Below are 24,630 nucleotides of genomic sequence, written 5' to 3'. Positions count from 1 at the left end.
TGTTTTACTACACGACTCCTTTATGGTATGCTGTAATTTATAGTTACATTTAAATATGATGATACCACTGGCAAGTGCTGATTGTACTTGTCTATTGATACAAAAGAATAGCTTTCACAATATACAGGTTTGGAGTGTTTTAGATTTGATTTATAGGCGATTTGTCCTTTTTTTATGGGAATGTAGCGTTTAGCCTATCTTTTTCCCTATCAATAACATGATTATATAGCAAAGCACCTACCGAAGTAAGTGCTTTGTGGTGTTTTTGCTTTCGCGAAAGCGAGATAAGCAACCATTTTTATTATTTAAAAAAAGGTCTTAAATAACAGTATTTATAAAGGGTCTAGGGATCTATAAAATATTGGAGTTTTGAGTTGCTAAAAAACGATCAACTAGTTTTTTAGAGGTTAAAACCTAAAGTAAATACAATGTTATCCATCTCGTTAAAAACTCCTGCTGAGGTATTGAGGCCAGTATCAAACAATTGTTGCGAATAATTTCTTTCTGAATGATCGTAGGAGATGTCTAGAATGGTTTTTCCCCAAGTATAGCCAAATCCTAAACTGTAACCTGTTAGGTCATCCATGATGTTTTTATTTGCGTAGGGAGATTCTTCCATTCGGTAACCTGCTCTAAGTGTCCAGTTTTGAACACGGTATTCTCCACCTATTCTGATACTCGCAGCTCTTTCTAAACTTTCATTTATGATTTGATTATTATCTCTAAAAAGATCATTGTTATCTGGACTAAACTGAAGCTGACTGTAATTTCTAGACGTATAATCCAGGCTTAATAATCCGTTTTTACCAAAAATATAAGCAATGCTACCTGTTACACTTCCTGGCGATCTTAGTTGATAAGGAGCAAATATGTTGAGTACATTAGGTGTTACTCTTGCAATTTCAGTACTGTTGGTTCCTCTAGTAATGATTTCTTGAATTTGTGATTCTTCAATGGTGTACCAAGTAGGCGATTCATACGTAGCACCTATTCTTAAATTTTCAGTAAGTTTTCCAATGAGCCCTAACTGTAAAGAGAAGCCGTTAGCTTCGGTAAAGAGGGTGTTGTCAAACCTTACGTCTGTAATACTTGCGTCTGCATTAGAATTGTTTTCCTCTAGACGCGTGAACCGCTCCATACTGATCACGTGCGAATTCAGATTAATTCCTAAATTCCATTTCTTATGGAGTTCTATAGCACCATTAAAACTAAATTTACTGCTGTAGCCAGAAGTTTGTACAAGATAATCTTGATTAAAACTTCCAGTACCTGTATTGCTCATGTAATTGGTGTTGGTAAGATCGCTATCGTCGGTAGAATCTAAAAGAAAAGATTCATAGCCTAAAAAACCCTGCTGTGCTCCAAAACCAAGGTCTTGCCCTAAAAATTGATAGAGATCACTGGCTGTCTCGCCATCTCCCGTCCTCACAATAAAATTATCTAAAGCTATTCCATTGGCATTATTCAGAAAATATTCAGAAACAGAAATAGGACTCGTTCCTCTAGCGTTGACAGAATTATCAAAATTTCTAGTCAAGTCGTAGTTCAAACTCAAAGCAAATTTAGAAACGGTTCTGTTTTCAGGACCTTCAAATACTAAAACGCCACCAGCCTGATTGATATTAACGTCAGAAGTTTCTGCTATGGTATTTGTTCCAAAATAATTAGAAGTATTATCGCTGCCTAGTATCCCTAGTGATACAGCAGCATAGTTATTAGCAAAAACTGTTGAGCTAGCAGGATTCGATCCTATAGCGCTTAAATCGCCTCCTAGCGCTCCAAAAGCACCACTTAAGCCTCTATAACGAGCTGTTCCTTTTAAATCTTGTCCTGTGTAAAGCAATCCGTCACTAACGGTTTGTGCGTTACTGAAAAGCGCGCTAGCAAATAGCGCGCTTAAAATTAAAATATTTTTCATTTTCAAAATGTATAATTGAATATTAACCTCTTCCACCTGAAGATCTACCCGATGATCTACCTGATGATCTTGAGCCAGATGATCTTGAACCTGATGAAGACCTTGATCCAGAGCTCGACCTCATAGTTCCAGAAGACCTAGAAGATGAAGATCCAGAAGATCTCATAGTACCAGATCTGTTATTTCCTCTAGATCCTGATCGTCTTGCATTTGAAGAAGACCTACGTGTTGTAGTTTCTCTTGTAGATCTCAATCTAGAAGAACTTCTTCCATTAGTAGCTCTAGTATTTCTGCCTAGTCTTCTGGTAGTTGCAGAAGATCTTCCGTTAACGCCATCAGTTCTTCCATAGTAAGAGCCTCTTCCGTTATCTACAGACCTTCCTCTTGTATTGTAATTAAGACTTTGTCCTCTTGAACTTCTTCCTGTATTCTGGTAAGCATAACCTCTTGTGTTATTTCGACCGTAGTTTCCTCTAAATTGGTTACCATAGTAGCCATTCGAACCCCAATTGTTCCATCCGAAACCATTTCCATAAAATCCGTTGTTCCATCCAAAGCCGTTATTCCATCCGAAACCATTGTTCCATCCGAAACCGTTGTTCCATCCGAAACCATTGTTCCATCCGAAGCCATTGTTCCATCCGAAACCGTTGTTCCATCCGAAGCCATTGTTCCATCCGAAACCATTACCGTAAAACCCGTTGTTCCATCCGAAACCACCGTTCCAACCCCCGTTATTCCATCCATTGTCATAGTAATTAATAGAAATTTCACTCGGGTTCGTACCCCAACCAGCTTCTCCACCGCCATAACTTGCAGTGTAATCTGGATCGGTTGTGTCATAACTACTAGAAGAGTAGGATTCTACATCTGTAAAGAGACTATCGGGGGTAAAATTATTTCCGTGACTTTTTGCTCCTTGTTGAAAAAGAGACTCGTAGTAAGCGGAAGAATCATCCGAGTAGGTAGCTTTTGGCTGAATTTCTTCAGCTTGATAGTTGTCTTGATTATCGCCATAGATACCGTCGTTGTATGAAACACTTTGATAAGAGCCGCAAGAAACAACTGCTGTAGCGATTATAACTAATGCTGCTATTTTATAAAAAGCAGGCTTTTTAAAGTTTATATTTTTCATGACGTATTTATTTGATAGCGTTTGATAAAAATAAGTAGTTTTGTCAAGCATTAAAAGCATTTAACAAACTTCTAATAAAGGAGCAAGTTTTATGCCAAACACATGATTATGGGCAAAAACCTTACAAGTAGAAGTGATGATTACTCTAAATGGTACAATGAACTCGTTGTACAAGCAGATCTAGCAGAAAATAGTGCTGTACGCGGCTGTATGGTTATCAAGCCTTATGGATATGCGATTTGGGAGAAAATGCAGGCAGAGTTAGACCGTATGTTTAAGGAAACCGGGCATCAAAATGCGTATTTTCCTTTATTAGTGCCTAAAAGTCTCTTTGAAGCAGAAGAAAAGAATGCAGAGGGATTTGCCAAAGAATGTGCTGTTGTAACTCATTACAGATTACAAAACGATCCTGATAATCCTGGAAAACTAAGAGTAGATCCTAATGCAAAACTAGAAGAAGAGCTCGTAGTACGCCCTACAAGCGAGGCGATTATATGGCATACCTATAAAGGCTGGATCCAGTCTTATAGAGATCTACCATTATTGATCAATCAATGGGCTAACGTGGTAAGATGGGAGATGAGGACCAGACTTTTCTTGCGCACCGCAGAGTTTTTGTGGCAAGAAGGTCATACCGCACACGCTACAAAGAAAGAAGCTTTAGCTGAGGCAGAACAGATGAATGATATTTATGCAGAGTTTGCTGAAAACTTTATGGCAATTCCGGTAATTAAAGGATTGAAAACCGAAAGTGAACGGTTTGCAGGTGCAGAAGAGACTTATTGTATTGAGGCATTAATGCAAGATGGTAAAGCATTGCAAGCAGGTACCAGTCACTTTTTAGGACAGAATTTTGCCAAAGCTTTTGATGTAAAATATACCTCAAAAGAAGGGAAGCAGGAATATGTATGGGCAACCTCTTGGGGTGTTTCTACACGTCTTATGGGGGCATTAATAATGACCCACAGTGATGATCAAGGTTTGGTGTTGCCTCCTAATCTTGCGCCCAATCAAGTAGTGATTGTTCCTATTTTTAAGACCGAAGAGCAACTAGAAGCAATAACGGAAGTCGTTAACGACATTATCAAGGAACTACGTACTCTAGGGGTTTTAGTAAAATTTGATTCACGAGACACGCTAAGGCCAGGGGCTAAGTTTGCTCAACATGAATTACAAGGAGTTCCATTAAGAATAGCCATAGGAGCTCGAGATCTAGAAAACGGAACGGTGGAACTTGCGCGTCGAGATACGCTGTCTAAAGAGACGACCTCAATAAATGGAATCGCAGGTAAAGTAAAAGACCTGTTGGAAGAGATTCAAAAATCATTACACGATAAGGCTATGAGCTATAGAGATGCTCATATTACGGAGGTCAACAGTTTTGAAGAATTTAAAGAAGTTTTAGAATCTAAGGGTGGATTCCTCTCTGCTCACTGGGATGGAACAGCAGAAACAGAAGATAAGATAAAGGAACTCACCAAAGCCAGCATTAGATGTATACCTATGGATGCGGTGGAAGAATATGGGAAGTGTGTTTTAACGGGTGAAAAGTCTAACAAGAGAGTGTTGTTTGCTAAGGCTTATTAATTTTTTTAATATTTTTTCTATTCTTTGTTGTAAAATTAAAAAAAGGGGTTATTTTTGCAACCGCTTAAACGAGCAAAAAAAATGGCCCGTTCGTCTATCGGCTAGGACGCATGGTTTTCATCCATGTAAGAGGGGTTCGATTCCCCTACGGGCTACAATTTAAATCGATCTTTAATCAGATCAAGTTTTACAAGATATGGCAAATCACAAAAGTGCTTTAAAGAGAATACGTAGAAACGAAGTTGCAAGGATTAGAAATAAATACCAGCACAAAACTACGCGTAATGCGATCAAAAAATTAAAGGAGACAGAAGACAAGTCTGCAGCTGAAAAGCTTCTTGTTGATGTGTACTCTATGATTGATAAGCTTGCTAAGAAAAATGTAATTCACTGGAATAAAGCAGGGAATTTGAAATCTAAATTAACTAAGCATGTGAATGCATTAGCATAATTAAGAATATCAAAGTATTTTAAAAGCCTTTCAGTAAACTGAAAGGCTTTTTTGTATTTGCTATTTTGATACTGTTGTATGGATCTTCCGCTTTTCTGCCGGCAGGCATGGTGAGAAAGCGAAATTATATCATTTTATAACTAATCTGGTATCAAAATAAAAAGCTCCTAGAAAACTAAGAGCTTTAAATTTTTTATATTGATCTACTATCTTAAACGTATACCAAATGACAAATACCTTTCTTGTAAAGGCGAGTCTTTAAAAATATCGTTAAGACCATAAGTTGCAAATAATTGAAAATTATCCCAACCCGCATAAGCGCTAAGGCCATAAAGGAAGCTATTTACTTCATAATCATTTGTTGTCGTTCGAGTAACGCCACGACCTTCTCTATCAAATTTAATGGCTTGTGAGGAGGTAGATACCAATCCGAGATAACCACCTACTCCAAAAACGAACGCTTCATCATCATAGTAGCGTTTTATTCCATCTTTAAAGGTCTTTAGTTCCCTACGGCCAAATTCTAAATGCAGAGGCGCTACGATGCTTACTTGAGTGAAGTAGGAGCGATCTACATCAAAGCCTAAAGGTTCTAAGGTAGTTATGTTATTATCAGTAACGAAGCCTTTATTGTCGTTGATGTGTAACGTATTGGTGCGCAGCGCTAATCCATAATTAAATCTAATGTTATCATTTTCTGGATGTAATCTAGTGGTGAACTCTAATCCAATCTCAAACATGCCAGATCCCCAGAATCTGTAGGAATCTCCTATACCGTTATCATCTCCTAAAGCTTGATTAAATCCAAATGCAAGAACCCAATTAGTAGAGGTTCTAATAAATTCCTTTTCTCTTCGATCGGAATCAAAAATATCTAAAAAATCAACTGGCGCTTTGTCCAGTTCTTCTGTTTCTTCTGTTTCTTGAGCATAGCAGAAATAGCTCATTAAAGTAAGTGTGATGAGAAGTAATCTTTTCATAATAGTTGTGTTTTTGTATTAAAAATAAAACAGTAATCAATTGAAAAATAAGTATTAACTACTTTTTAACCAAAAAAAGCTCTTGATTTCTCCAGAGCTCTTAAGGCTATTTCAAATAATTTTTATTGAAAGCGTATACCAAATGCGACATACTGCGCATCTACAGAATTAGATTTAAATACGGTATTCAAATTCATACGTCCAAATAAGGACCAAGAATCGAACCCTACATAAGCATCTAGTCCATAAACTAAAACTTCGTTATCAAAATTATTGACACGAGTTTCCTTAATCTCACGCCCATCTACTTCGTATTTTAATTTTAAACGAGAACTCATATTAAACCCAGCAAATCCACCTATACCAACTTTCCATTGATCATACTCTTGAAATCTAACACGTCCATCTTCGTATTCCTTACGTTTAGAACCTCCTATTTCAATATGGAGAGGAAACACTAACTGGTCCTGACGGAATTTTGCTTTTTCTACATTAAAACCGATATCTGTTATTTGTGCTTGATCTCCTTGGGATATAAATCGGTTGCCGTTTAGTTCGGTTCCATGAGATTGATATTCTATTCCGTAGGTAAGTCGGAATAGATTATGCTTATCTAGTCGTGTTTTCCATTGAAATCCTAAAGAGAAATAATTATTGTTTGGATAACTAAAGTCATTAATGTCTAATGCATTGCCATTCATAAAGTTATAAGCAAAACCAATTGTTAGCCCTGAATGCGTATTTTGATACTCTTGATATTCTCTGTCCTTATTGCGATTGCGATACCTGATAAATTGTTTAGTGCCTATTTCTAGCATAGCACCGCCTTCGTGAGAGTACCTCCCGTTCTTTCTAATATATTCTGCCTCTAGTGCAGCATACTGCTCATAATATTTAATATTTAATGCTGTACGTACAGCAGCAGTTTCTTTTAATTCTGCAGCTTTTTCTAAAGTGATTTCCTTCTCATCTAGTTTTTTATTGATAGCTTCAACCGTATATTTAAGAGCCTCCTTTTCATCACTAATATTTTGATCTTTATCTTTAATCAGATCTGCAATACGAGCGTTTATAGATATAGAGTCTTTAGGGATTTCATTTTGTGCCTGTGTAAAAGTCCCTATAAAGAGAGTGAAAATTAGGCCAGTGATAAGTAAACTTTTTTTCATAATAAGTGGTTTTTAGATATAATTAGGACTGTCCGTTTATGTAAACAGCTTGTTGTTAATGGATAAGGTGATGTGGATTATTTGTTTCCTCCTATAAGAGTATAGGCTTCTGATTTTAATTTACCGAGTTGATCAAAGATGATGTTATTTACTCTATTGCGTCGGTCTGCCTCGATGTCCCATTCTGTTTCTCGTAGTAATTGCTCTATATTTATGCCTTCTACAGCAACCTCATTTACACTAGCATTCTTAAGAGCTTTACTTAGAAGTAATTCCATTTCTTGCTCGGCAGTTAATGCTGGAGTTTTATTTTGAGTTACGGCATTTGCAATTGCTGGATCAACTGAATTGTCGTCTGGAATAGACCTGTTTATTGGTTTTTCCTTAGTGGTAGGGCCTAAATCTGCGGCTGCTATTTCTGAGCTGGTACTTATCTTGTTTTTAGTTGATTTTTCTTTAGGATGACTATAGTTGAAATTGTTTTTAGATGAAGTCTTTTTAGACAGGGTGCTTTTTTTAGTGTTCCAATTTTCTTCGAATGCGACTGGAGTCTCTTGATCTTTTATAGTTTCTTTATTTTTTATCACTACATCATTTTGAAAATCCAATGTTTCTATCGCAGTGTTGCTTTCTTCAACTACTATTTGGTTTTCTACGCTGTTTACATCGCTACTAAATAGTGGATATAGTACCAGTCCAAAAACAATTGCAGCAGCAATAGCGCCTAACCAATAAACGACTGGCTTCTTATTTTTTTTCTCTTCTTGATCTAAACGAGAAGCGAGTTGATCCCAAGCAGCTGCACTAGGCGCTATCTTGCGGTTTTCAAAAGAGTTTTTTATGTTATTAAGCTTCATGGCGTTGTTTTCTAATTTGTTGTACTTGTTCTTGTAGCATCAATCTTGCTTTGCGATATTGCGTTTTACTGGTATTCTCAGAGACATTTAATAATTGTGCTATTTCTTTATGTTTCATGCCGTCTAGAGTAAACAGGACAAAAACACTTTTATAGCCATTGGGTAAATTATCGATACATTTTTGTATCAGATCCAGCGGCAAGTCTGTCGCACCCTCTGTGTTTTGATCGCATTCTACTTTTTCTTCGTCGATCTCATTTTTAAATTTAAAAGGATCTTTTTTTCTCAAATAATCGATACATTCTCTTATCATGATCCTGCGCACCCAACCTTCAAAATTTCCTTCATGGGAAAAGCTGTCCAACTTTGTAAAAACTTTAAAGAAGCCATTTAAAAGGATTTCCTCAGCTGTTTCTACTGGCGAGATATACTGACGGCATACACTTAACATTTTGGGTGCGTGCTTATCAAAAAGATGCTTCTGCGACTTTCTATCGCCTTTAGCAGCCTTTTGAATCAGTTTTTTCTCGTTGGTATAAAGTGGTATCACTTTCACAATTTACATGCTTTCTATTGATATAGACGAGCCTGTTTTAAAAAGGTTGTCTGGGAATAAAATAAAATATAAAATATAGACAAGTTCTAAATCAAATGTTTGAAAATCAAAATCAAAAAGGAAAGAAAAAAAAATGACTGCTTGCGCTGTAAAACTATACTGAGTTTATCGCAGTGTCAATGTCTTACTCGAAGGAAGAATGCTGAAACTAATCAAGGAGTTGATTGCTGTTTATTATTTTGACAACAACATAGCTCATTACCGCTGTGCTCTAACATTGCAGACAAATTAACGCAGGACTATTTTGTAAAACAGGAAAATCGGCGTACAGGGAGTATTCATCTATGGAAATTATATGACGCTGATTTGTTCAGCATCCAGTAATCATTCTCGATGAAATTATAAACCTCAATACCTAATGCATCTCAGATAAATTTGGGAACAGACCACTTGCTTCAATCATATAATCCCTAAGCTAAATTTTCTGGGAGGACAAAAGCTGTTCTATCGCCACTAGATTTTTCGAAGGAGACGCAGGCCGTGTTTTCTCCGTTGTCGGTCATTAAGACATTTTCCAAATGGAAAGTGTGCTGTTTGTCGTAATTTGGCTTTCGTCACAGGGGTTTCTGAAAGAAACACTAGTAATCTTTTGTGTGCAGTCTGCCTTTGTTTCAAACTCAAAAAGCCACAGCTCACGGACTCACAAACTAATAAACTACTTGTTCTCCCCTTTATATCCAAAGCGTCTCAATTGCTTCTCATCACTACGCCAGTTTTTATTCACTTTTACATACAGTTCTATGTGCACTTGTTTGCCGAAGAATTTTTGTAAATCTTTACGAGCTTCCGTTCCTACGCGTTTTAAAGCAGTTCCTTTATGACCTATGATGATTCCTTTTTGCGTTTCCCGCTCTACCATAATCACAGAGCGGATTCTAATGATTTTTTCATCTTCAAAAAATTCTTCGGTATCTATTTCTACCGAATATGGAATCTCTTTTTTGTAGTGAATTAAGATTTTCTCTCGAATGCTTTCGTTTACAAAAAACCGTTCTGGCTTATCAGTTAACGTATCTTTAGGATAGAATGCCGGAGAGACAGGTAAGATTTCTACAATGCGTGATAATAATTCTGGCACTCCAAAATTCATCAACGCACTTACTGCAAAAATTTCTGCCTTAGGCAATCGTTCTTTCCAGTGAGCTACGGCCTCTTCAAGTTGGGCGGGATCTCCCTTATCTATTTTATTGATCAATACAAATACAGGAACTTCTGCAAAGGTCAAGCGTTTTTCAAAGGCCTCGTTTTTCAACTCTTTTTCACCCAGCTCTACCATGTAAAGAATACAATCTGCATCTTCAAAGGCATTTTTAACGAACTCCATCATACTTTCCTGAAGTTTGTATGCTGGTTTTATGATACCAGGAGTGTCGCTTATAACCGCTTGAAAATCGTCCCCATTGACAATTCCTAGAATACGGTGTCGAGTTGTTTGTGCTTTTGAAGTGATGATAGAAAGGCGTTCTCCTACTAGGGAGTTCATCAGCGTGCTTTTACCTACGTTAGGGTTACCTACTATGTTTACAAATCCTGCTTTATGTTCCATTTTACAAAGATAGTCTTTAGGCTCTCATCGAGGAATTCTCTTCCTTAGTTTTTAAGGAATAGAAGCTATGGTTTTGACTATGTGGAGCGTTTTTCAAGAATCGGATTTTTTTAAATCCATGAATAGACCTCAACTTGCTGATTCATGAACAGCTTTAATCGGGTGTGATTTCTTTATGGTTTCTTTTAAAAGGCCATGTTGATCCCTATAACTAGCATTTGAAAATTAGATATACCCTGCAAGTAAGATAAGGTTTGTTGAAATTCCGCTTTCGCGAAAGCGGAACACTTATATGCTAAAATAGAATCACAAGTTTAAAAGTTAAAAGTATTAAGTTTCAATTTTAAAACCCTTTTAAAGTAGCGATTAAATAGTTAAATATTGTTAATATGCGTGTGTAAAAACAGTTCGATTATTATTTTTGACCCTATGAAATCACTTCAACAAGCCGCACAAACTGCCCAAAACGCTGAAAAAAAAGCTGCTGAGTTACAAGATGGCAGTACACTAATTTTGGAACAACTGGCTAACTGGTATAATTCTTTTATCAAATTGTTACCTAACCTAGGTGTTGCTTTGGTCGTATTGATCATTGCGTATTTTATATCCAAGTATGTTGATAAAGGGGTGCGCAGGCTAATGGCCAATAAAACTCAAGCCAGTGTTAAACGTCTTGCAGGAAAGGCTGTAGCTACTATTGTAGTACTCGGTGGGATTTTTATCGCGATGAGTGTGCTGCAATTGAATGATGCGGTTCAAGGTATTATCGCTGGTGCTGGAATTTCTGGACTGGTGATAGGTCTTGCATTACAAGGATCACTTGCTAATATTATTAGTGGTGTGGTGCTTTCCTTTCGCTCGCAAGTAAAGGTAGGCGACTGGATTGAAACTTCAGATTATGCGGGTCACGTAATGGAAATACAATTGGATAAATTTATGCTTAAGGAGGCGGACAACAACATTGTCATTATTCCAAATAAAACCATTATCGATAATCCGCTTAAAAACTGGTCGCTCACACCACGTTCTCGAATTATACTTGATTGTGGAGTGGGATATGAGAGCGATCTAGAGATGGTAAAACAACTTTCTATAGATACCATAGGCGGTATGTTTGAACAACAAGGAGATGAGGAGGTTGAGTTTTTCTATAACGAATTTGGTGATAGTAGTATTAATTTTATGATTCGATTTTGGGCGGATGCTACAAAAGCTAAACAAAAACATCAAGCACTAAGCGATGCGGTAATAGGATTGAAGAAAGCATTTGACGCTAAGAATGTGAATATTCCGTTCCCAATAAGAACTTTGGAATTTAATAATAATTTACAGATGAAGAATATCACTGGTTCACAGAACTAGTGTAATTTTAAATCTATAAATAAAGCCATAAGAATTAATTTTCTTGAGGCTTTTTAAATTACAATCGATTACTATCACTCTTCTTTAGACCACAATTGGTACATTAATATAATGAGAAGTATTTCAAATACAGAATAAATAATGGCTCCTGGTAAAACTAAAATGATAGTTACTAAGCAAATTCCTACCATCAAGCCAGATAGACCTAACCATTTAGAAACTTTTCCTATTTGTTTTCTTTTCAGGAAATAACCTGCTCCTATAAATGTGTAAAGCAATCCAGATATAACTATGCGAGCAATTTGATAACCCTCGCGAGCATGTAATTCGTGTACATAAATAAATCCATCAATAGCACCCATAAGTAGCCATATTATAATAAAAGCAGTTGAGGTGATCAAGATAAGGGGACTCTTAAAGGCCTTTCCGATTAGAAAGGAGCCGTAAAAGAAAAAAGTTCCTGCTATAAGTGAAATGGATTTGATGACTGTATACAGAGACGCTGCAAACAGTTGCTCTTCCTCTATTGAATAACCTATGTCGGTAATTATTTCTAATGTACTGACAATAAAATAAATGATACCAGCAATAATGGCATATACTAGATAACCTTTGTTTAAATCAACTTGAGGATCCTGCAAATGACTTTCTTTTTTGAACACGTCATCAAAGGAACTGCCCAAAGCTTCTAAAATGTTTTTTACCGTATAACTACTCGGTGTTACTTCTCCTGCTTATATACGCTTTATGGTTCTTACATTTATATGGCATTTTTCTACAAGCTCTTCTTGAGTAAGTCCTTGCTCTTTTCTAAAATTAGAAATGTAATTCCCTAAGTCGGGATGATTCATAACTGTCGTTTTAAATGTATAGTGCAATAGTACTTCTTCATCAGAGGTATTTCAAAATATGTGAAGCTCCATATACCCGACATTTGCACGGCAAAGACTTGAATGGCCTTCAAAACTTAAAAAATCAACTATTCCACTGGCTGTCTTGTGGAGTGCATCAATTCTAATTTCCAGACGGAATCTTCTTTTACAGCGACCACACTTTCTAGCCAAGCCCTTTTGTAAGTGATCGTATCCTTCTTAAAGGTTCCATAATTATGATAGGCCAGCCATAATTTATCGCCGTTTCTACGAGCTTCTATACGCTCAAAATTATTGATACGCTGCACTTTTTGATCTTTAGTTTTGGCATTTTTACACCAGTCGGCAATAGTGTTGTTATTCCATACCTCACCATGTTCTAGCAATAAAAAGTCATTGGTTTGATAAGTAGTGATCGCAGTTTCATCATACCCAGCCCATACTTCATCAAATAAACTCTGTACTACTTCTTCAACGGCGGTGATAGCTTCTTCGTCTGTTTCACTGATCTCTGTTTTGGGCTCTTGACAGCTCGTAAAGAGGATAGATAAGAATAAAAGGTTAAAAATATATTTCATGACTTTGGGTTTTTGTTTTGCTTTTTTACTTCCAAATGCAGGTGGTCATTTTCTAATTTAGTGTAAATAATAAAGACTTACGGTTTTAAGTTAATGAATCTTTGATCACACTTTCCACCACTTCAGGATTTAGTAAAGTCGCAAATGTAGTTATAGTTAGGAGTAGGGCATGGGAATAGAGTAGGGCTGATCATAATGCCGCCAGTTTTGTCTGTAAACAAGTGTCTTTGATCGGTCTTTTCTTTCACCTATATTTCATGGTACTTGTGCCATTCTTTTTTGTTAACAGGTTCTCTCGCAGCACCTAAATTCTTTCAAATTTTGTAAGCTTCGCAGACTTTTTTATGTCTGCCAATGCTCTTTTAAGTGTTTGATAGGATAGTTACTCATAACAATAAATTTAAAATATAAATCGATACACAACTCATATGAGCAGGTTATAGCAGTATTATAATATTTTTTGGTTCGTAGCAAGTATTTAAGATTACTTTTGCCCACCTAAAATTGAAGTGTTGAATAGAATTGTCAGTCTGTTTTTTTTATTTTCTGTTGTTTTTAGTATGAATGCACAGGATACTTTCAATTCAAGCACAACTGGCGTCAAGAAAGGAGACTTTTACGTTTACTGGGGCTGGAATCTTTCGGATTACAGCAGCAGTGATATTACATTTAAAGGAGAAGGATATAACTTTACCCTAGATAATGTAATTGCTTATGACCGGCAAAGTGATTTTGAACCTGGAAAATACCTAAATCCTACCTCGATAACCATCCCTCAATACAATTTCAAAATGGGGTATTATTTCAAAGAAAATTACAGCTTATCATTAGGAGTGGACCATATGAAATACGTGGTCGCAGAAAATCAAACGGTTACTATCAACGGAGAGATCAACGGCACTAATTCCTTATATAATGGTGTTTATAATAATGATTCTATAGTTTTAGAACCTAGTTTCCTAAGCTTTGAACATACCGACGGACTCAATTATATCAATATAGGCTTAAGGCGTCATGATGATTTGTTACCATACAAGAGCTTCGAGTTAAGTACATTATTCGGTCTTGAATCTGGGTTTTTATTTCCTAAAACAAATACACGATTACTCGATAAACAGCGCTACGATGATTTTCATATTTCTGGTTACGGAATCAATGCCGTAGGTGGAATTCAGATCACTTTTCTTAAACATTTCTTTGTTCAAAGTGAGTTAAAAGGCGGTTATATAAATATGCCTAGCATAAGAACCACCATGGATGAAGCCGATTCTGCCAGTCAGAGTTTCTGGTTTTATCAGGTGAACATGGTTTTTGGAGTTCGTTTTAAGATTTTTTAATTGGATGTGTGTTTCGCTTTCGCGAAAGCGGAACGACAACAAACAATAATAGTCTTATAATTCTTACCCAATAAATACACCCATACAGTCGGAAGTTCCATGATACTCCAATTACCAGTATAATAAATCCCGCCCAGTTCATTGTTCCCGCACTCTTATTTACCCTTTTTAAGCGCAACAGGTTTGAGTTCTTTTGCTAGGTCTGAAAACTCCAAAGAAAATGGTACAAATCAAAAAAAAAGCTTAACGATGTAGATGAGCATCGTTAAGCCTTAAGTTATCAATTATCTGCACTTAATTATTTAGGATCAGTCAGAATTTATACTATTTGATTAGTAACTTAGTTCTGATTTTTCGACCGCTTTGATCGAGTTCAACCATATAAAGTCCGTTAGATAATGATGAAGCATTGACATTTATTTCATCATTAGGTGCGACAGTGGAGTTGTTTGTAAAAACATCCTGACCCAGCATATTGTATATTTTAATAGTAACAAATTGTCCAGCCAAACCAGTAGCATTGATAGTAAATTGCCCAGTATTTGTCGGGTTAGGATACAGGCTAAAGTCTTCACCAAAGTTGTTGTCTCCAATTCCTAATGTAGTGTAATCAAAATGTAAGCTGAATCTATTAGTTGCTATACTCTCTAGGACATTAGTATCAACTGTAAAGTCATATAAGGTATTTGTTACCAATTCAGTTTGGGTGTTTAGATAATTATCATATAAGCGCACCCTTAGGTCTTGCGGCTGATTGCCTAAATCAAAGATGAAGCTATAATTTGTAGTTGTGTAGTCTGTGGTATACAATTCAACTATATGACCATCAATAGGTAGGTCTTGTTGATCAATTGATTTGTGTCCATTGTTTGAAATGGCATAATTTTCATCAAGATTATATAGTTTAGTAGCATCTTCATCGCTTCCTAGTGTTGTAAAATTATTACTAAAGCGCAATCCTATGGCATCACTTTCCATAAGAGCATTCTGTAAATCTATTGATTTATACAATCGGGAGTTGATATAAAAATCTGTATGCGTATTGAAAATACTCACTTGAGACTGCGCAGTAGCTTTATCTACTTCTTCAAAGGTGATGCTTCCATTTCCTGCAGCCGTATTTTGAACAAAAAAGGCTTGTCCTGGGGCAATATACTTAGTGGCGTCTGAACTGCTTGGGCTAGGGACAATGCTATTTGAAGAAACTTCGACAGTTACATAACCTCCTCTACCAGTGGCGCCAGCAATGGAGGCGTCCCAAACATAAATAAAGTCGGTCAAATTAGAGGTAGTAAGACTGCCGTAATCTACTACAGCTTGATAAGGGTTACCTATAAAGCTAAACTCATCAGCTCCCAAAGCCATGGTAGAGGATACATTTACTGAGCCGATTTTTAAGTCACCAGTAGCTCGTAAGATAGTGTTAGTGGGCGTGCTTGTATTACTACTCAAGTCTATACTTCTGTCACCTCTTACCATTAAGCGATAAGGAGATCCCGCTTCAAGAGGGTTCACATCAGTATTTGCTATAGCTCCCCAAGTTTGTCCTGTAGGGTCATATGTAAATAACGACGGATTTCCAGAACCTGTCACATCAAAACCATTAGCTCCTGATAAGGATCCAGATATATGTGTCCCATAGCCTGGATTCGGATTTAAATTAGTAGTTGAAGTGTTATTTACTCCTTCTTGCCAGTTCATTTGAATGGAATTGCTGGTAGATACTGTCGAAGTAACCATTCTAAATGCTCGTTTGTTATTGTCTCCGGCAGGTATAAAACGTTCAACCGTGGCTGTACCTGAGCCAGAAATTGTTCCTGTAAACGTATCTAATTGGCCAGTCGAAGTAGCGTTACTTTTGAAAATGAGGTAACCATCATTATCGATATCACCATTGACATCCAAAACACCTTCTATATTTAAGGTTTTAAAGGGCAGTATGCTAAGGGTGTTGCTTATTGTTGTTCCTGTTAGCGTAGGTGAGCCATTTACGACGAGCACATTGTCTGCAGCAGTGGATACACCACTTGGGTTAGTAGGAGTCCAAGTATTATCGTAATAGACATAATCATCATAAATGACAACGGTGTAATCTTCTACCTCTCCGTATGTAGAGTTTCCACAAGGAGTAGTATTTGAAGTCCCGAAATTTGAATTATTCAAGCGCACTCGCATCGTAGTTTTACCTAAAGAGGCACTGGCAGGGACGGTAATATTTCCACCAAAAGGATAAATAATGAAGTCACCTTGAAATGATGCTGTTTCAATGACTTTTTCACCAGGGTCGGTAAATATGCCGTTTTTATTGTAATCAATCCAAACAATTACTTGGTCTCCAGTATACAATGTGTCACCACTTTCAAAAGTACTTAATGAGTACGTCTGACCTCGTGAAATAGGAGTGTCGATATTTTTATAATCTCTATAACCTGTATTAGCAGTTAAAGAGGTGTTGTCAATTGTATTAAATACTACCCTAGAAATATTTGGAAAACTTGGATTGGCTGCTCCTGCATCGCAATAGGTAGGAATAAATTCGACACCTATACTAAAGGCTTGTGAATTGATATCAAAAAATATATTATTGGAGGCTTTTACCATGATTCTAGCGCTAGTAGCTACGACATTGGGAACTGTAATATCTTGGGAGCCATCGTTTGGAGTATTGGTCAGCAATACAGTACTGTATGTTTCTCCACCATCAATAGACAGTAGGATATCAACATTTTGAGTATTCACGCCTGCTACATCATCTGTGTTAGCAACATCCCAGGTAACGGTTTTTGTGCTATTAGCAATCCAAGCGTCACCTGTTGCATTTTGAGAAGTAACCCTAAAGGGTCCTGCAGCATCGTTAACGGTTAGTGTTGTAGTTGCAGAAGACACCTGACCGCCTAACATATTATTATCTCTGACGATCACCCCAAAATCCAAAGTTCTACTAACAGTAGGTAAAACTTCCCAAGTGCTGGAATAAGAATTAGTTAGCAAAGTACTCATAGCAGGGAAATAACGAATTGGGCTAGTTGTAGGTAAAAAGGTTCTAAAGCTTGGCCCTCCGGTTGAGGTCGATTGTGGAGGCATGACTACCACTTCATTATCAAGCTGTTCCCAACTATAAGTCAACACATCGCCATTAGCATCTGTAGCATCTGCTTGCAGTAAAAACGGCGTGTTTTGAGGAATCACATAATCAGGTACCGCTTGTACAACGGGTTCTGCATTTACAATAGTAATTTCATCTGCACAGTTACCAGTATTATTGCTCGTACTTACAAAGTAATCGCTAATCTCTAAAATACTGATGTAGTGAAACATGGCATCACTATTTGTTTGAACATTAGGAGCACAAATTCCAGCATATCCCATAATGGTATTAGCTGAACCGGGTTCCATAGCTGTTGCTGCATTTCTATTACAATTATTATTTTGTGTATGATTGGCCCCAAACTGGTGACCTACCTCATGAGCAACGAAATCAATATCAAAAAAATCTCCTACAGGGTTAGCTTGACCTGTAACCCCTTGGGCTTTTGCAAAAGGATTACAAACCGAAGGTGTGCTAGCAATACCGCCGCCGCCTGTACTAAAAACATGGCCTATATCATAATTTCCACCACCTATTACATTATTAAATACTGTTTGATTTTCTCCTAGCATAGTGGCACCCGAATCATTGGTGTAGGGATCGGAATTAGGATTGCCTAAATAAATGACATCTAGGTTGTTAGGTATAAGTTCTAAGGTAACACCTAGATCTCTTTCATAAATTTGGTTAACACGATCAATAGACACTACAATTGCGGCCTGTACCGCATCTTTTTTATCAGGATTGGTATCACCTGCAGTAAGACCTGCCGCTAGCCAATGAAATTCAGAATACTCAACAGTGGTAGCTACTCCAATGAGGTATCTTCTTAGTATTCCTCCATCTATAAATTTCGGGGTTGCTATGGACGCTATAGGTCCATTTGTAGTATTATTTTCTACAACTTCACAACGGAAGGCTTGTATATTATTACTTGTAGCATCCTTTTTACTAAACACCATATAGACATTAGTATTCTTAGCAAAAGGGTTGATAAAGGTTTGTCCATATATAGAGCCTACTGTCATTCCAAAAAATCCTTGTGGGGTTATAGTGATTCTTAAGGCATGTGATTTGTTTGATACATTTCTACCGACGTAGCTTTTTACGTTTGGTAGACTTTCAGCTAATCCTTTTGACATGGTTTGTGTAGAGAAAACTTCAAAAGTATCTATTTCACCTTCTGGATTAGGTACAGCTAGCAGTGTAGTAGATCTTGATGCTTCATATCTATCTGGGGCATTTGATACAAAAGCCGACATGGAATCTTTATCTAATTTAAAATAAATAGGATCCTTAACACTGGCTGAATATTCAATGATATCTTCTTTTTTTATATCATCGATACCGGTTATTTCCCAGAAATTATTTTTTTGTGCAAATAGTAAAATGGGAAATAATAGTATTGATACGGTAATCAGAGCTTTTGAAGGCATAGTTGGAGGTTAAAATTATAAAAGCTGAAATATAGCTATAAAATCATTGATTTTATTTTTATATCATAAAACGAGACAGTCAGCATTCTGTATCTTTATATGTTGACACATTTTAATAGAACTATAAACTGTCTAACGGAATGATGAATAAACAAATGTTAATTACAAAGTTTCCTAAAAGATCACTCAGTTTCATTAAGTAGTATAGAAAATCGAATTTCACCAATTAATTAGAACATAAATAAAGGTTTTTCAAACCAGACGACTTCACAAATTACGTAGCTGTTTTCATCACACCGATTTTTTTGTTCAACTATTCAAGCTATTTTTATAGAACTCGTTTATATACTGTTAATATTATTATAATCAATTGATAAAGTAACGTTACTTTTGCTTTTTAATCAATTCTATTTCGTTAATTTAAATTGAATTAAACAAACATAACATTATGAAATTTATTAAATCAATCGGAATAGTTGCGATAACTGCATCTTTATTAATGGTATCATGTAAAGATGAAGCTAAAGAAAGAGAAGCTGCTGACATGAAAATGGAACAGGAAATGGCTGAGAAAAAAGCTGATTCTTTGAAGATGGTGGAAGACGAGAAAGTGAAAAGAGATGCTATGGCAATAAATATTAATGGTGCGATGATGTACCCTGATATGACTATCGTAGAAAACGCATCAACAAGTAAAGATCTTTCTACATTGGTAGCAGCGGTAAAAGCTGCAGGATTAGTAGAGACTTTAAATAGCGAAGGTCCATTTACGGTTTTTGCTCCAACAAATGATGCCTTTAGTGCTCTTCCAGAAGGAACAGTGGAAACACTTCTAAAACCTGAAAATAAAGCAACCTTAAGCAGTATTCTTAAATATCATGTGGTTTCTGGAAATATAATGGCTGGTGATCTTTTAAAAATGATAGAAGAAGGTAAAGGGAAGACTACTTTTGCTACAGTAAATGGAGCAACTTTAACTGCAATGGTGGTTGATGGAAAAGTAATGATCAAAGACGCTACAGGTGCAACAGCAACAGTAGCGATAGCTGATGTAAAGCAATCTAATGGAGTAGTGCACGTAATTGATAAAGTATTACTACCTTCTAAATAATTAGAAAATTGTAAGTTAAAAATGGCTTTCCTTTAAAGGAAAGCCATTTTTTTTTATCCTAAATATTATTTTTTAATTCAAAAGAATAGGCTTTCCAAAACCTAGTTTTTCTAGTTTATCGAATTGTGTTGCTTTATCCCCCACAATCAAGTAAATCATTTGTTCTGGATGTATATACTCTTGAGCCAGATTCTTCATGTTTTCCAAGCTCAGGTTTTTAACTTCTTTCTGTCTTTGTAATGCATAATCTACCGGTAGTTGATCTTCTTCGATATTAGAAAGCATTCTTAATTTAGCTCCTTGAGATTCAAAAGCTCTTGCGCTAGATTTGATCATATAGCTTTTAGTAATTTCTAAATCTTCTTCTGTAAAATTAGCGCCATAATTAGTTAGAATTTCTCTCACTAGAACAGTAGATTCATAAGTTACGTTAGAGCGTACTCCGCTACTTATATTAAATATACCAGCGATAGGAGAACCGCTATACCCAGATCTTATTCCATAAGTATAGCCTTTTCCCTCACGCAACTGCTGTGTCAATTGTGAAGCAAAACCACCACCGCCTAAACGATAATTCAACACCTCTACTTTATAAAAGTCTTGATGCGTCGATGGAATACTAGGATGGCCAAAACTCAATATAGATTGCTTTGCATTGGGAACATCATAGAAATAAACCTTCGAGGAAATAGGCATTTCTATGGGAGCTATTTTAGGAATAATGACTTCCTTTTTAGCCCATTTTTCATTTAATGTTTGAAGAGATGAATTCACATCTACTTTTGTGATGTCTCCCACTACTTTGAAACTTGCTAGCTGTGGCGAGAGATAATTGTTATAATAGGATTTGAGATCGTCAATAGTAATCTCTTCGACGCTTTGTGCAGTTCCTAAATTATTTTGAGCTAAGATGTGATCTTCCCCATAAACAAGCTTGTCAAATTGGTTGCCAGCTATAGCTCTTAAACTTGCTTTTTGTTGTTGGATCTGGCTCAAAGTTTGTTGTTTTATCAAGTCAAATTCACCTTTATCCCAACGAGGTTCTAACAATACCTCATTTACAAGTTTCATCACTTCATCATAATTACGAGATAAAGAACTTGCACTAATAGAAATACTTTGATTATTTGATCTTACATAGATAGACGCACCCAACTGGTCGATAGCCTCTTCTAATTCAGCAGCTGTTTTTGTTGCCGTCCCTTTATTCATTAAATCAGCTAGCATTCCAGAAACACCTATTTTGTCGGTGCTTTCTAATAACATACCACCTTTGATCTCCAATTGTAATTGTACTAAAGGCACTTCATTATCCTCTATCCCTAGTACCGTGATGCCAGAGCTTAATTTTTCTCGATACACTTCAGGAATAGCTAGGGTAGGTGTGGAGCCATATTCTGGTTCTATGGTTCTATCAAAACTGGATGGGGTACGTTCATATTGAGCTGTAACGCTAGCATCAAAAGATTCTTCAGCATTTTCTACAATTTGTTCTTCCACCACATCTGCTATTTGAGCGTCTGTTACCGCGAGAGCGGTACTTCCTTTAGGAACAAAACTGGTCATCACATAGTGCTGTCCTTTGATGTATTTTTTATAGACATTTTTTACATCTTCTACAGTGACTGCTTGCATATTTTTCACATCTTCAGTTAAAAATCCTGCATCACCAGCCAGAATTTGATATTGAGTCAATTGAAAACCTTTTCCTAACACACTGGAGAGTCCTTGGTAAAAATCAGTTTCTTCTCCAGTTTTAATACGGTCCAAATCATTTTGGGACATACCGTTTTTTTCAAATAGCGCCATTGCTTTCGTTACGCTGGTCAAAACACTGTCGAGATCAACGCCATCATATGCTCTAGCAACAATACTAAATTGGCCAGCAAGCTCTGAAGTATAATTATAGGCATAAGCTTGATCTGCCACTTGATCACCTTCAACAACTACTTCATTCAAAGGGGCTTTTTTACCGTTAGACAAATAAGTTCCTAAAATTTTAAGGGCATAAGAGTCTTTGTGGTAATTAGGAATTGTAGGCCAATTCATTCCTAGACGAGGGGTTTGTGCAAAATTATCTTCGTAGTAAAGGTTCTTATTACTCTTGAGTTGTACGAGTGCAACTTTAGTTTTTTCTACTTCTTTACCTCTTTTAATTTCGCCAAAATACTTTTCTACCCATTTTAGAGCTTGGTCTTTATCAAAGTCTCCTGCGATCGTAAGAACAGCATTGTTAGGTGTGTACCAGTCATTATAAAAATCTTTTACATCTTGAAGAGACGCGTTTTGTAAATCTTCTAAAGAACCTATCACTTGCCAATTGTATGGATGTCCTTCTGGATATAGGTTTTTACCAACTACGTATGACTCATGACCGTAAGCATTGTTATCTACGCTTTGTCTTTTTTCATTTTTCACAACTTGTTTTTCCTTTTCAAGCACTGGATCGGTCACAGTGTTTATAAAGTATCCGAGTTTATCAGCTTCGGCCCAGATCATTTTTTCTAAAGCATCTTTAGGAACGGTTTGGTAATAATTAGTCACATCGCGGCTGGTAGATCCATTTGCTCCAGCGCCACCTATTCTTGCACTCATAGCGTCTAGTCCACCTTTTCCTAAATTTTCTGATTCTAAGAATAATAGGTGTTCAAAAAGATGTGCAAAACCAGTTTTCCCTTCTTTTTCCCTTGCACTTCCTACATGAGCGGTAAGCGCTACAGCGACAACAGGATCTGATTTGTCTTCATGAAAAAGAACTGTTAAACCATTATCTAAAGTGTGCTTTTCAAATGGGATGGAGATTTCAGTGGTAGAGGCGTTTTTATCTGTTTGAGTTTCTTGCGAACTATTTTTACAAGAGATAAAAGCGGTTATTACAATCACCGAGGCTAGAAGCTTTACTACTTTCATAAGTACCTGTTTTGTTTTGTTAGACCAAGGTACTTATTGTAGTAAATCAGTAAATGTTAAAATTAGTTAAAACGATATTGTAAGGCATAAAAAAAACCGCTAAAAGAGCGGCTTTTATCCATCGCAAAATTTAAAGATGATGATCATGGGCAAAATCCGCTAAAGAGCTGATTTCATTTACTGTCAATTGCATTTCATCCTTTTGTGCTTCTAGTATAGAAATAATACTTGGAGGCATTTCTTTGTTATGTTCTAAAACTTTATGGTATTCTTGAATCGCATATTTCTCTCCGGTCAAACATTCCTCTGGTACAGCCTCATCTTTATGTAGGCTTAATGCTGCTTTGATATTCATCCATCCTCTGTGCGTATCTCCAGTAAAGGAGCCATCTAATTCTGGCGTGTTATTCATCCCTTTTATCTCTCTAAATAGTACAGCAGCAAATTCAGTGCGTCTTGCTCCTTGTTGTGCCAGCCATCTTTTTAATTGTACGTGGTTTATTACTTCAGCAGCATAGGCATAGCCACGTTGAGCATCGTAAGTTTTTTCTAATAAGTCGTTGAGGTATTTTTCAGTTCTCACCGTATCCATATTCTATATTTTAAAATGAAATAAGGATCTGCTATTTTGATTCTAAAAAAAAATTGTGAGTTGACAGAGGTTAACATATCTAAACACTTATACCACCACTAGGCAGCGGCGTAGATAAAATTTTACTTTCTTTTGAAAAAACTTATTGACCTATGATTTTGCGGTATCAGACTTTTAATTTGGGGTCGTTAGTACATCATGAGGACTTTTTTGCTCATGAGAAATTTTTGGCAGCGAGCTCTATTATGCTTTCTTATGTGAGCTTGTTAAGTTAAGAGGTTTGCAAAAAGAAGTTTAAAGAAGCGGAAAGAGGAGGTATTGCTTACTACTACAAAGTATAGAGGTTTAATGCCATAAAAAAAGCAACTATATTGATATAGTCGCTTTACAAAGGAATTATAACCAGGTTATTTTTCTCCTTTTAGCTTGGAGAGCTTATTGCGCTCGTCTTGAAGTTCTCTTCCTAGTTTTTGTACTTTTTCGATGGATTTGTGTCGTAAGTCCTCTAGCTCCTCCTCTATTGATTTAAGTTCTTGTTTGGCTGCTTTAGTAGTAGAATTACTACTTTTAAATCGCATGGTCATCAAGACAAATAAAAATCCTAAAACAGCAACTATAGCCCAAACGATCGTATTGTAAACGGCTTTGTTGGTTTGGATTCCAAGAAAATTCATAGAATTTCTCTCAGCTTTCACATTGGAAAGGGCGGTATTTGCGCCAGTAAGCTCTTTTTCTAAAGATAGAATTCTACTGTCTTTTGCGGTGATAGAAGTCTCTAATGAAGAGATGTTCTCGTTTAATTTTTGAATATGCTCGTTGGTATTCTTGCGCAACTCATTGATTTGTGCTTGCTTGATCACCTTGTAGTCTTGAAAGTTATTAGATTCCTCAATAAGGTTTTTGAACTGCACATCTATGGTGGTAGGCGTAGGTTCTGGATTTTGAGCTTGTGCGATAAAACAAGAGACAATGGTCAGTGATAAAAAAAGAGTTTTCATTTGATAAGGTATGTTAAAGGAACGATGAGAATTAGTACTCATTGTGTTATTTGTGATTTTTATTTATCTCAAATCTTTGTGGGCAGC

At 36.4% G+C, this 24,630-nt stretch carries 19 protein-coding genes and 1 tRNA gene; 6 read left to right on the top strand and 14 right to left on the bottom strand.

Features of this window, described 5'->3' with window-relative positions; translation table 11 throughout:
* Nucleotides 1–400 precede the first annotated feature (400 nt).
* Nucleotides 401–1,918, bottom strand: coding sequence for an OmpP1/FadL family transporter (locus tag F0365_RS01785; RefSeq protein ID WP_169932078.1), 1,518 nt, complete (start codon nt 1,916–1,918; stop codon nt 401–403).
* Between the two features lie 22 nt (nt 1,919–1,940).
* Nucleotides 1,941–3,053, bottom strand: coding sequence for a hypothetical protein (locus F0365_RS16490; protein WP_240961813.1), 1,113 nt, complete (start codon nt 3,051–3,053; stop codon nt 1,941–1,943).
* A 108-nt stretch (nt 3,054–3,161) separates the two neighbouring features.
* On the opposite strand from F0365_RS16490, the gene proS reads away from it, so the two are divergent.
* The 3 genes from proS to rpsT all read left to right on the top strand — a co-directional run bounded on the left by proS (nt 3,162) and on the right by rpsT (nt 5,091).
* Complete coding sequence (gene proS / locus F0365_RS01775; protein ID WP_169932077.1) at nt 3,162–4,640, top strand: proline--tRNA ligase; 1,479 nt, start codon at nt 3,162–3,164, stop codon at nt 4,638–4,640.
* Nucleotides 4,641–4,723: 83 nt separating this feature from the next.
* Nucleotides 4,724–4,795, top strand: a tRNA-Glu gene (locus F0365_RS01770).
* 41 nt (nt 4,796–4,836) lie between these two features.
* Nucleotides 4,837–5,091: a 30S ribosomal protein S20 gene (gene rpsT, locus F0365_RS01765; RefSeq protein WP_169932076.1), complete on the top strand. Its 255-nt coding sequence runs from the start codon at nt 4,837–4,839 to the stop codon at nt 5,089–5,091.
* A gap of 206 nt (nt 5,092–5,297) precedes the next feature.
* On the opposite strand, the gene F0365_RS01760 is transcribed toward rpsT, so the two are convergent.
* The 5 genes from F0365_RS01760 to era all read right to left on the bottom strand — a co-directional run bounded on the left by F0365_RS01760 (nt 5,298) and on the right by era (nt 10,259).
* The gene (locus tag F0365_RS01760; RefSeq protein WP_169932075.1) at nt 5,298–6,071 is read right to left on the bottom strand and encodes a hypothetical protein; all 774 of its coding nucleotides are present in this window, start codon (nt 6,069–6,071) and stop codon (nt 5,298–5,300) included.
* 122 nt (nt 6,072–6,193) lie between these two features.
* The gene (locus tag F0365_RS01755; protein ID WP_169932074.1) at nt 6,194–7,240 is read right to left on the bottom strand and encodes a hypothetical protein; all 1,047 of its coding nucleotides are present in this window, start codon (nt 7,238–7,240) and stop codon (nt 6,194–6,196) included.
* Nucleotides 7,241–7,317: 77 nt separating this feature from the next.
* Nucleotides 7,318–8,097 (bottom strand): hypothetical protein, encoded by a 780-nt coding sequence (locus F0365_RS01750; protein WP_169932073.1) that lies wholly within the window; start codon nt 8,095–8,097, stop codon nt 7,318–7,320.
* Nucleotides 8,087–8,647, bottom strand: a complete 561-nt coding sequence (locus tag F0365_RS01745; protein ID WP_317169834.1) for an RNA polymerase sigma factor — start codon at nt 8,645–8,647, stop codon at nt 8,087–8,089. Before F0365_RS01745 ends, F0365_RS01750 begins: the two co-directional genes overlap by 11 nt.
* Before the next feature lie 721 nt (nt 8,648–9,368).
* Nucleotides 9,369–10,259 carry a GTPase Era gene (gene era / locus F0365_RS01740; protein ID WP_169932071.1) on the bottom strand — a complete coding sequence of 297 codons (891 nt, stop codon included), beginning with the start codon at nt 10,257–10,259 and terminating at the stop codon, nt 9,369–9,371.
* Nucleotides 10,260–10,688: 429 nt separating this feature from the next.
* Here era and F0365_RS01735 point away from each other — a divergent pair, with 429 nt between their 5' ends.
* Nucleotides 10,689–11,621 (top strand): mechanosensitive ion channel family protein, encoded by a 933-nt coding sequence (locus F0365_RS01735; protein WP_169932070.1) that lies wholly within the window; start codon nt 10,689–10,691, stop codon nt 11,619–11,621.
* Between the two features lie 74 nt (nt 11,622–11,695).
* On the opposite strand, the gene F0365_RS01730 is transcribed toward F0365_RS01735, so the two are convergent.
* The 3 genes from F0365_RS01730 to F0365_RS01720 all read right to left on the bottom strand — a co-directional run bounded on the left by F0365_RS01730 (nt 11,696) and on the right by F0365_RS01720 (nt 13,071).
* A complete protein-coding gene (locus F0365_RS01730; RefSeq protein ID WP_169932069.1) occupies nt 11,696–12,304 on the bottom strand; it encodes a hypothetical protein in 609 nt (202 codons plus the stop codon).
* A 51-nt stretch (nt 12,305–12,355) separates the two neighbouring features.
* The gene (locus F0365_RS01725; RefSeq protein ID WP_169931749.1) at nt 12,356–12,472 is read right to left on the bottom strand and encodes a helix-turn-helix domain-containing protein; all 117 of its coding nucleotides are present in this window, start codon (nt 12,470–12,472) and stop codon (nt 12,356–12,358) included.
* A 128-nt stretch (nt 12,473–12,600) separates the two neighbouring features.
* Nucleotides 12,601–13,071 (bottom strand): nuclear transport factor 2 family protein, encoded by a 471-nt coding sequence (locus tag F0365_RS01720; protein ID WP_240961811.1) that lies wholly within the window; start codon nt 13,069–13,071, stop codon nt 12,601–12,603.
* A 509-nt stretch (nt 13,072–13,580) separates the two neighbouring features.
* Here F0365_RS01720 and F0365_RS01715 point away from each other — a divergent pair.
* Complete coding sequence (locus F0365_RS01715) at nt 13,581–14,408, top strand: hypothetical protein (protein ID WP_410505467.1); 828 nt, start codon at nt 13,581–13,583, stop codon at nt 14,406–14,408.
* 324 nt (nt 14,409–14,732) lie between these two features.
* Here the strand turns inward: F0365_RS01715 and F0365_RS01710 are convergent, their stop codons facing one another.
* Nucleotides 14,733–18,932 carry a reprolysin-like metallopeptidase gene (locus F0365_RS01710; RefSeq protein WP_169932068.1) on the bottom strand — a complete coding sequence of 1,400 codons (4,200 nt, stop codon included), beginning with the start codon at nt 18,930–18,932 and terminating at the stop codon, nt 14,733–14,735.
* A gap of 592 nt (nt 18,933–19,524) precedes the next feature.
* Between F0365_RS01710 and F0365_RS01705 the strand changes: the two genes are divergently transcribed.
* Nucleotides 19,525–20,043, top strand: a complete 519-nt coding sequence (locus F0365_RS01705) for a fasciclin domain-containing protein (protein ID WP_240961955.1) — start codon at nt 19,525–19,527, stop codon at nt 20,041–20,043.
* 72 nt (nt 20,044–20,115) lie between these two features.
* Here F0365_RS01705 and F0365_RS01700 read toward each other — a convergent pair whose 3' ends face one another.
* The 3 genes from F0365_RS01700 to F0365_RS01690 all read right to left on the bottom strand — a co-directional run bounded on the left by F0365_RS01700 (nt 20,116) and on the right by F0365_RS01690 (nt 24,543).
* Nucleotides 20,116–22,953 carry a M16 family metallopeptidase gene (locus tag F0365_RS01700; RefSeq protein ID WP_169932066.1) on the bottom strand — a complete coding sequence of 946 codons (2,838 nt, stop codon included), beginning with the start codon at nt 22,951–22,953 and terminating at the stop codon, nt 20,116–20,118.
* 130 nt (nt 22,954–23,083) lie between these two features.
* Nucleotides 23,084–23,545: a ferritin-like domain-containing protein gene (locus F0365_RS01695; protein WP_169932065.1), complete on the bottom strand. Its 462-nt coding sequence runs from the start codon at nt 23,543–23,545 to the stop codon at nt 23,084–23,086.
* Between the two features lie 407 nt (nt 23,546–23,952).
* Nucleotides 23,953–24,543 carry a hypothetical protein gene (locus F0365_RS01690; RefSeq protein WP_169932064.1) on the bottom strand — a complete coding sequence of 197 codons (591 nt, stop codon included), beginning with the start codon at nt 24,541–24,543 and terminating at the stop codon, nt 23,953–23,955.
* Nucleotides 24,544–24,630 lie beyond the last annotated feature (87 nt).

The organism is Nonlabens sp. Ci31, assembly GCF_012974865.1.
Classification (GTDB): domain Bacteria; phylum Bacteroidota; class Bacteroidia; order Flavobacteriales; family Flavobacteriaceae; genus Nonlabens.
Note: the sequence above shows the minus strand (reverse complement) of the source record. Positions and strands in the feature narration are given on the sequence as shown.

Bases quoted from the DNA above. Each gene is read 5' to 3' on its own strand.
- F0365_RS01785 (WP_169932078.1), bottom strand. From the start codon at position 1,918: ATGAAAAATATTTTAATTTTAAGCGCGCTATTTGCTAGCGCGCTTTTC.
- F0365_RS16490 (WP_240961813.1), bottom strand. From the start codon at position 3,053: ATGAAAAATATAAACTTTAAAAAGCCTGCTTTTTATAAAATAGCAGCA.
- proS (WP_169932077.1), top strand. From the start codon at position 3,162: ATGGGCAAAAACCTTACAAGTAGAAGTGATGATTACTCTAAATGGTAC.
- rpsT (WP_169932076.1), top strand. From the start codon at position 4,837: ATGGCAAATCACAAAAGTGCTTTAAAGAGAATACGTAGAAACGAAGTT.
- F0365_RS01760 (WP_169932075.1), bottom strand. From the start codon at position 6,071: ATGAAAAGATTACTTCTCATCACACTTACTTTAATGAGCTATTTCTGC.
- F0365_RS01755 (WP_169932074.1), bottom strand. From the start codon at position 7,240: ATGAAAAAAAGTTTACTTATCACTGGCCTAATTTTCACTCTCTTTATA.
- F0365_RS01750 (WP_169932073.1), bottom strand. From the start codon at position 8,097: ATGAAGCTTAATAACATAAAAAACTCTTTTGAAAACCGCAAGATAGCG.
- era (WP_169932071.1), bottom strand. From the start codon at position 10,259: ATGGAACATAAAGCAGGATTTGTAAACATAGTAGGTAACCCTAACGTA.
- F0365_RS01735 (WP_169932070.1), top strand. From the start codon at position 10,689: ATGAAATCACTTCAACAAGCCGCACAAACTGCCCAAAACGCTGAAAAA.
- F0365_RS01725 (WP_169931749.1), bottom strand. From the start codon at position 12,472: ATGAATCATCCCGACTTAGGGAATTACATTTCTAATTTTAGAAAAGAG.
- F0365_RS01720 (WP_240961811.1), bottom strand. From the start codon at position 13,071: ATGAAATATATTTTTAACCTTTTATTCTTATCTATCCTCTTTACGAGC.
- F0365_RS01710 (WP_169932068.1), bottom strand. From the start codon at position 18,932: ATGCCTTCAAAAGCTCTGATTACCGTATCAATACTATTATTTCCCATT.
- F0365_RS01705 (WP_240961955.1), top strand. From the start codon at position 19,525: ATGGTGGAAGACGAGAAAGTGAAAAGAGATGCTATGGCAATAAATATT.
- F0365_RS01700 (WP_169932066.1), bottom strand. From the start codon at position 22,953: ATGAAAGTAGTAAAGCTTCTAGCCTCGGTGATTGTAATAACCGCTTTT.
- F0365_RS01695 (WP_169932065.1), bottom strand. From the start codon at position 23,545: ATGGATACGGTGAGAACTGAAAAATACCTCAACGACTTATTAGAAAAA.
- F0365_RS01690 (WP_169932064.1), bottom strand. From the start codon at position 24,543: ATGAAAACTCTTTTTTTATCACTGACCATTGTCTCTTGTTTTATCGCA.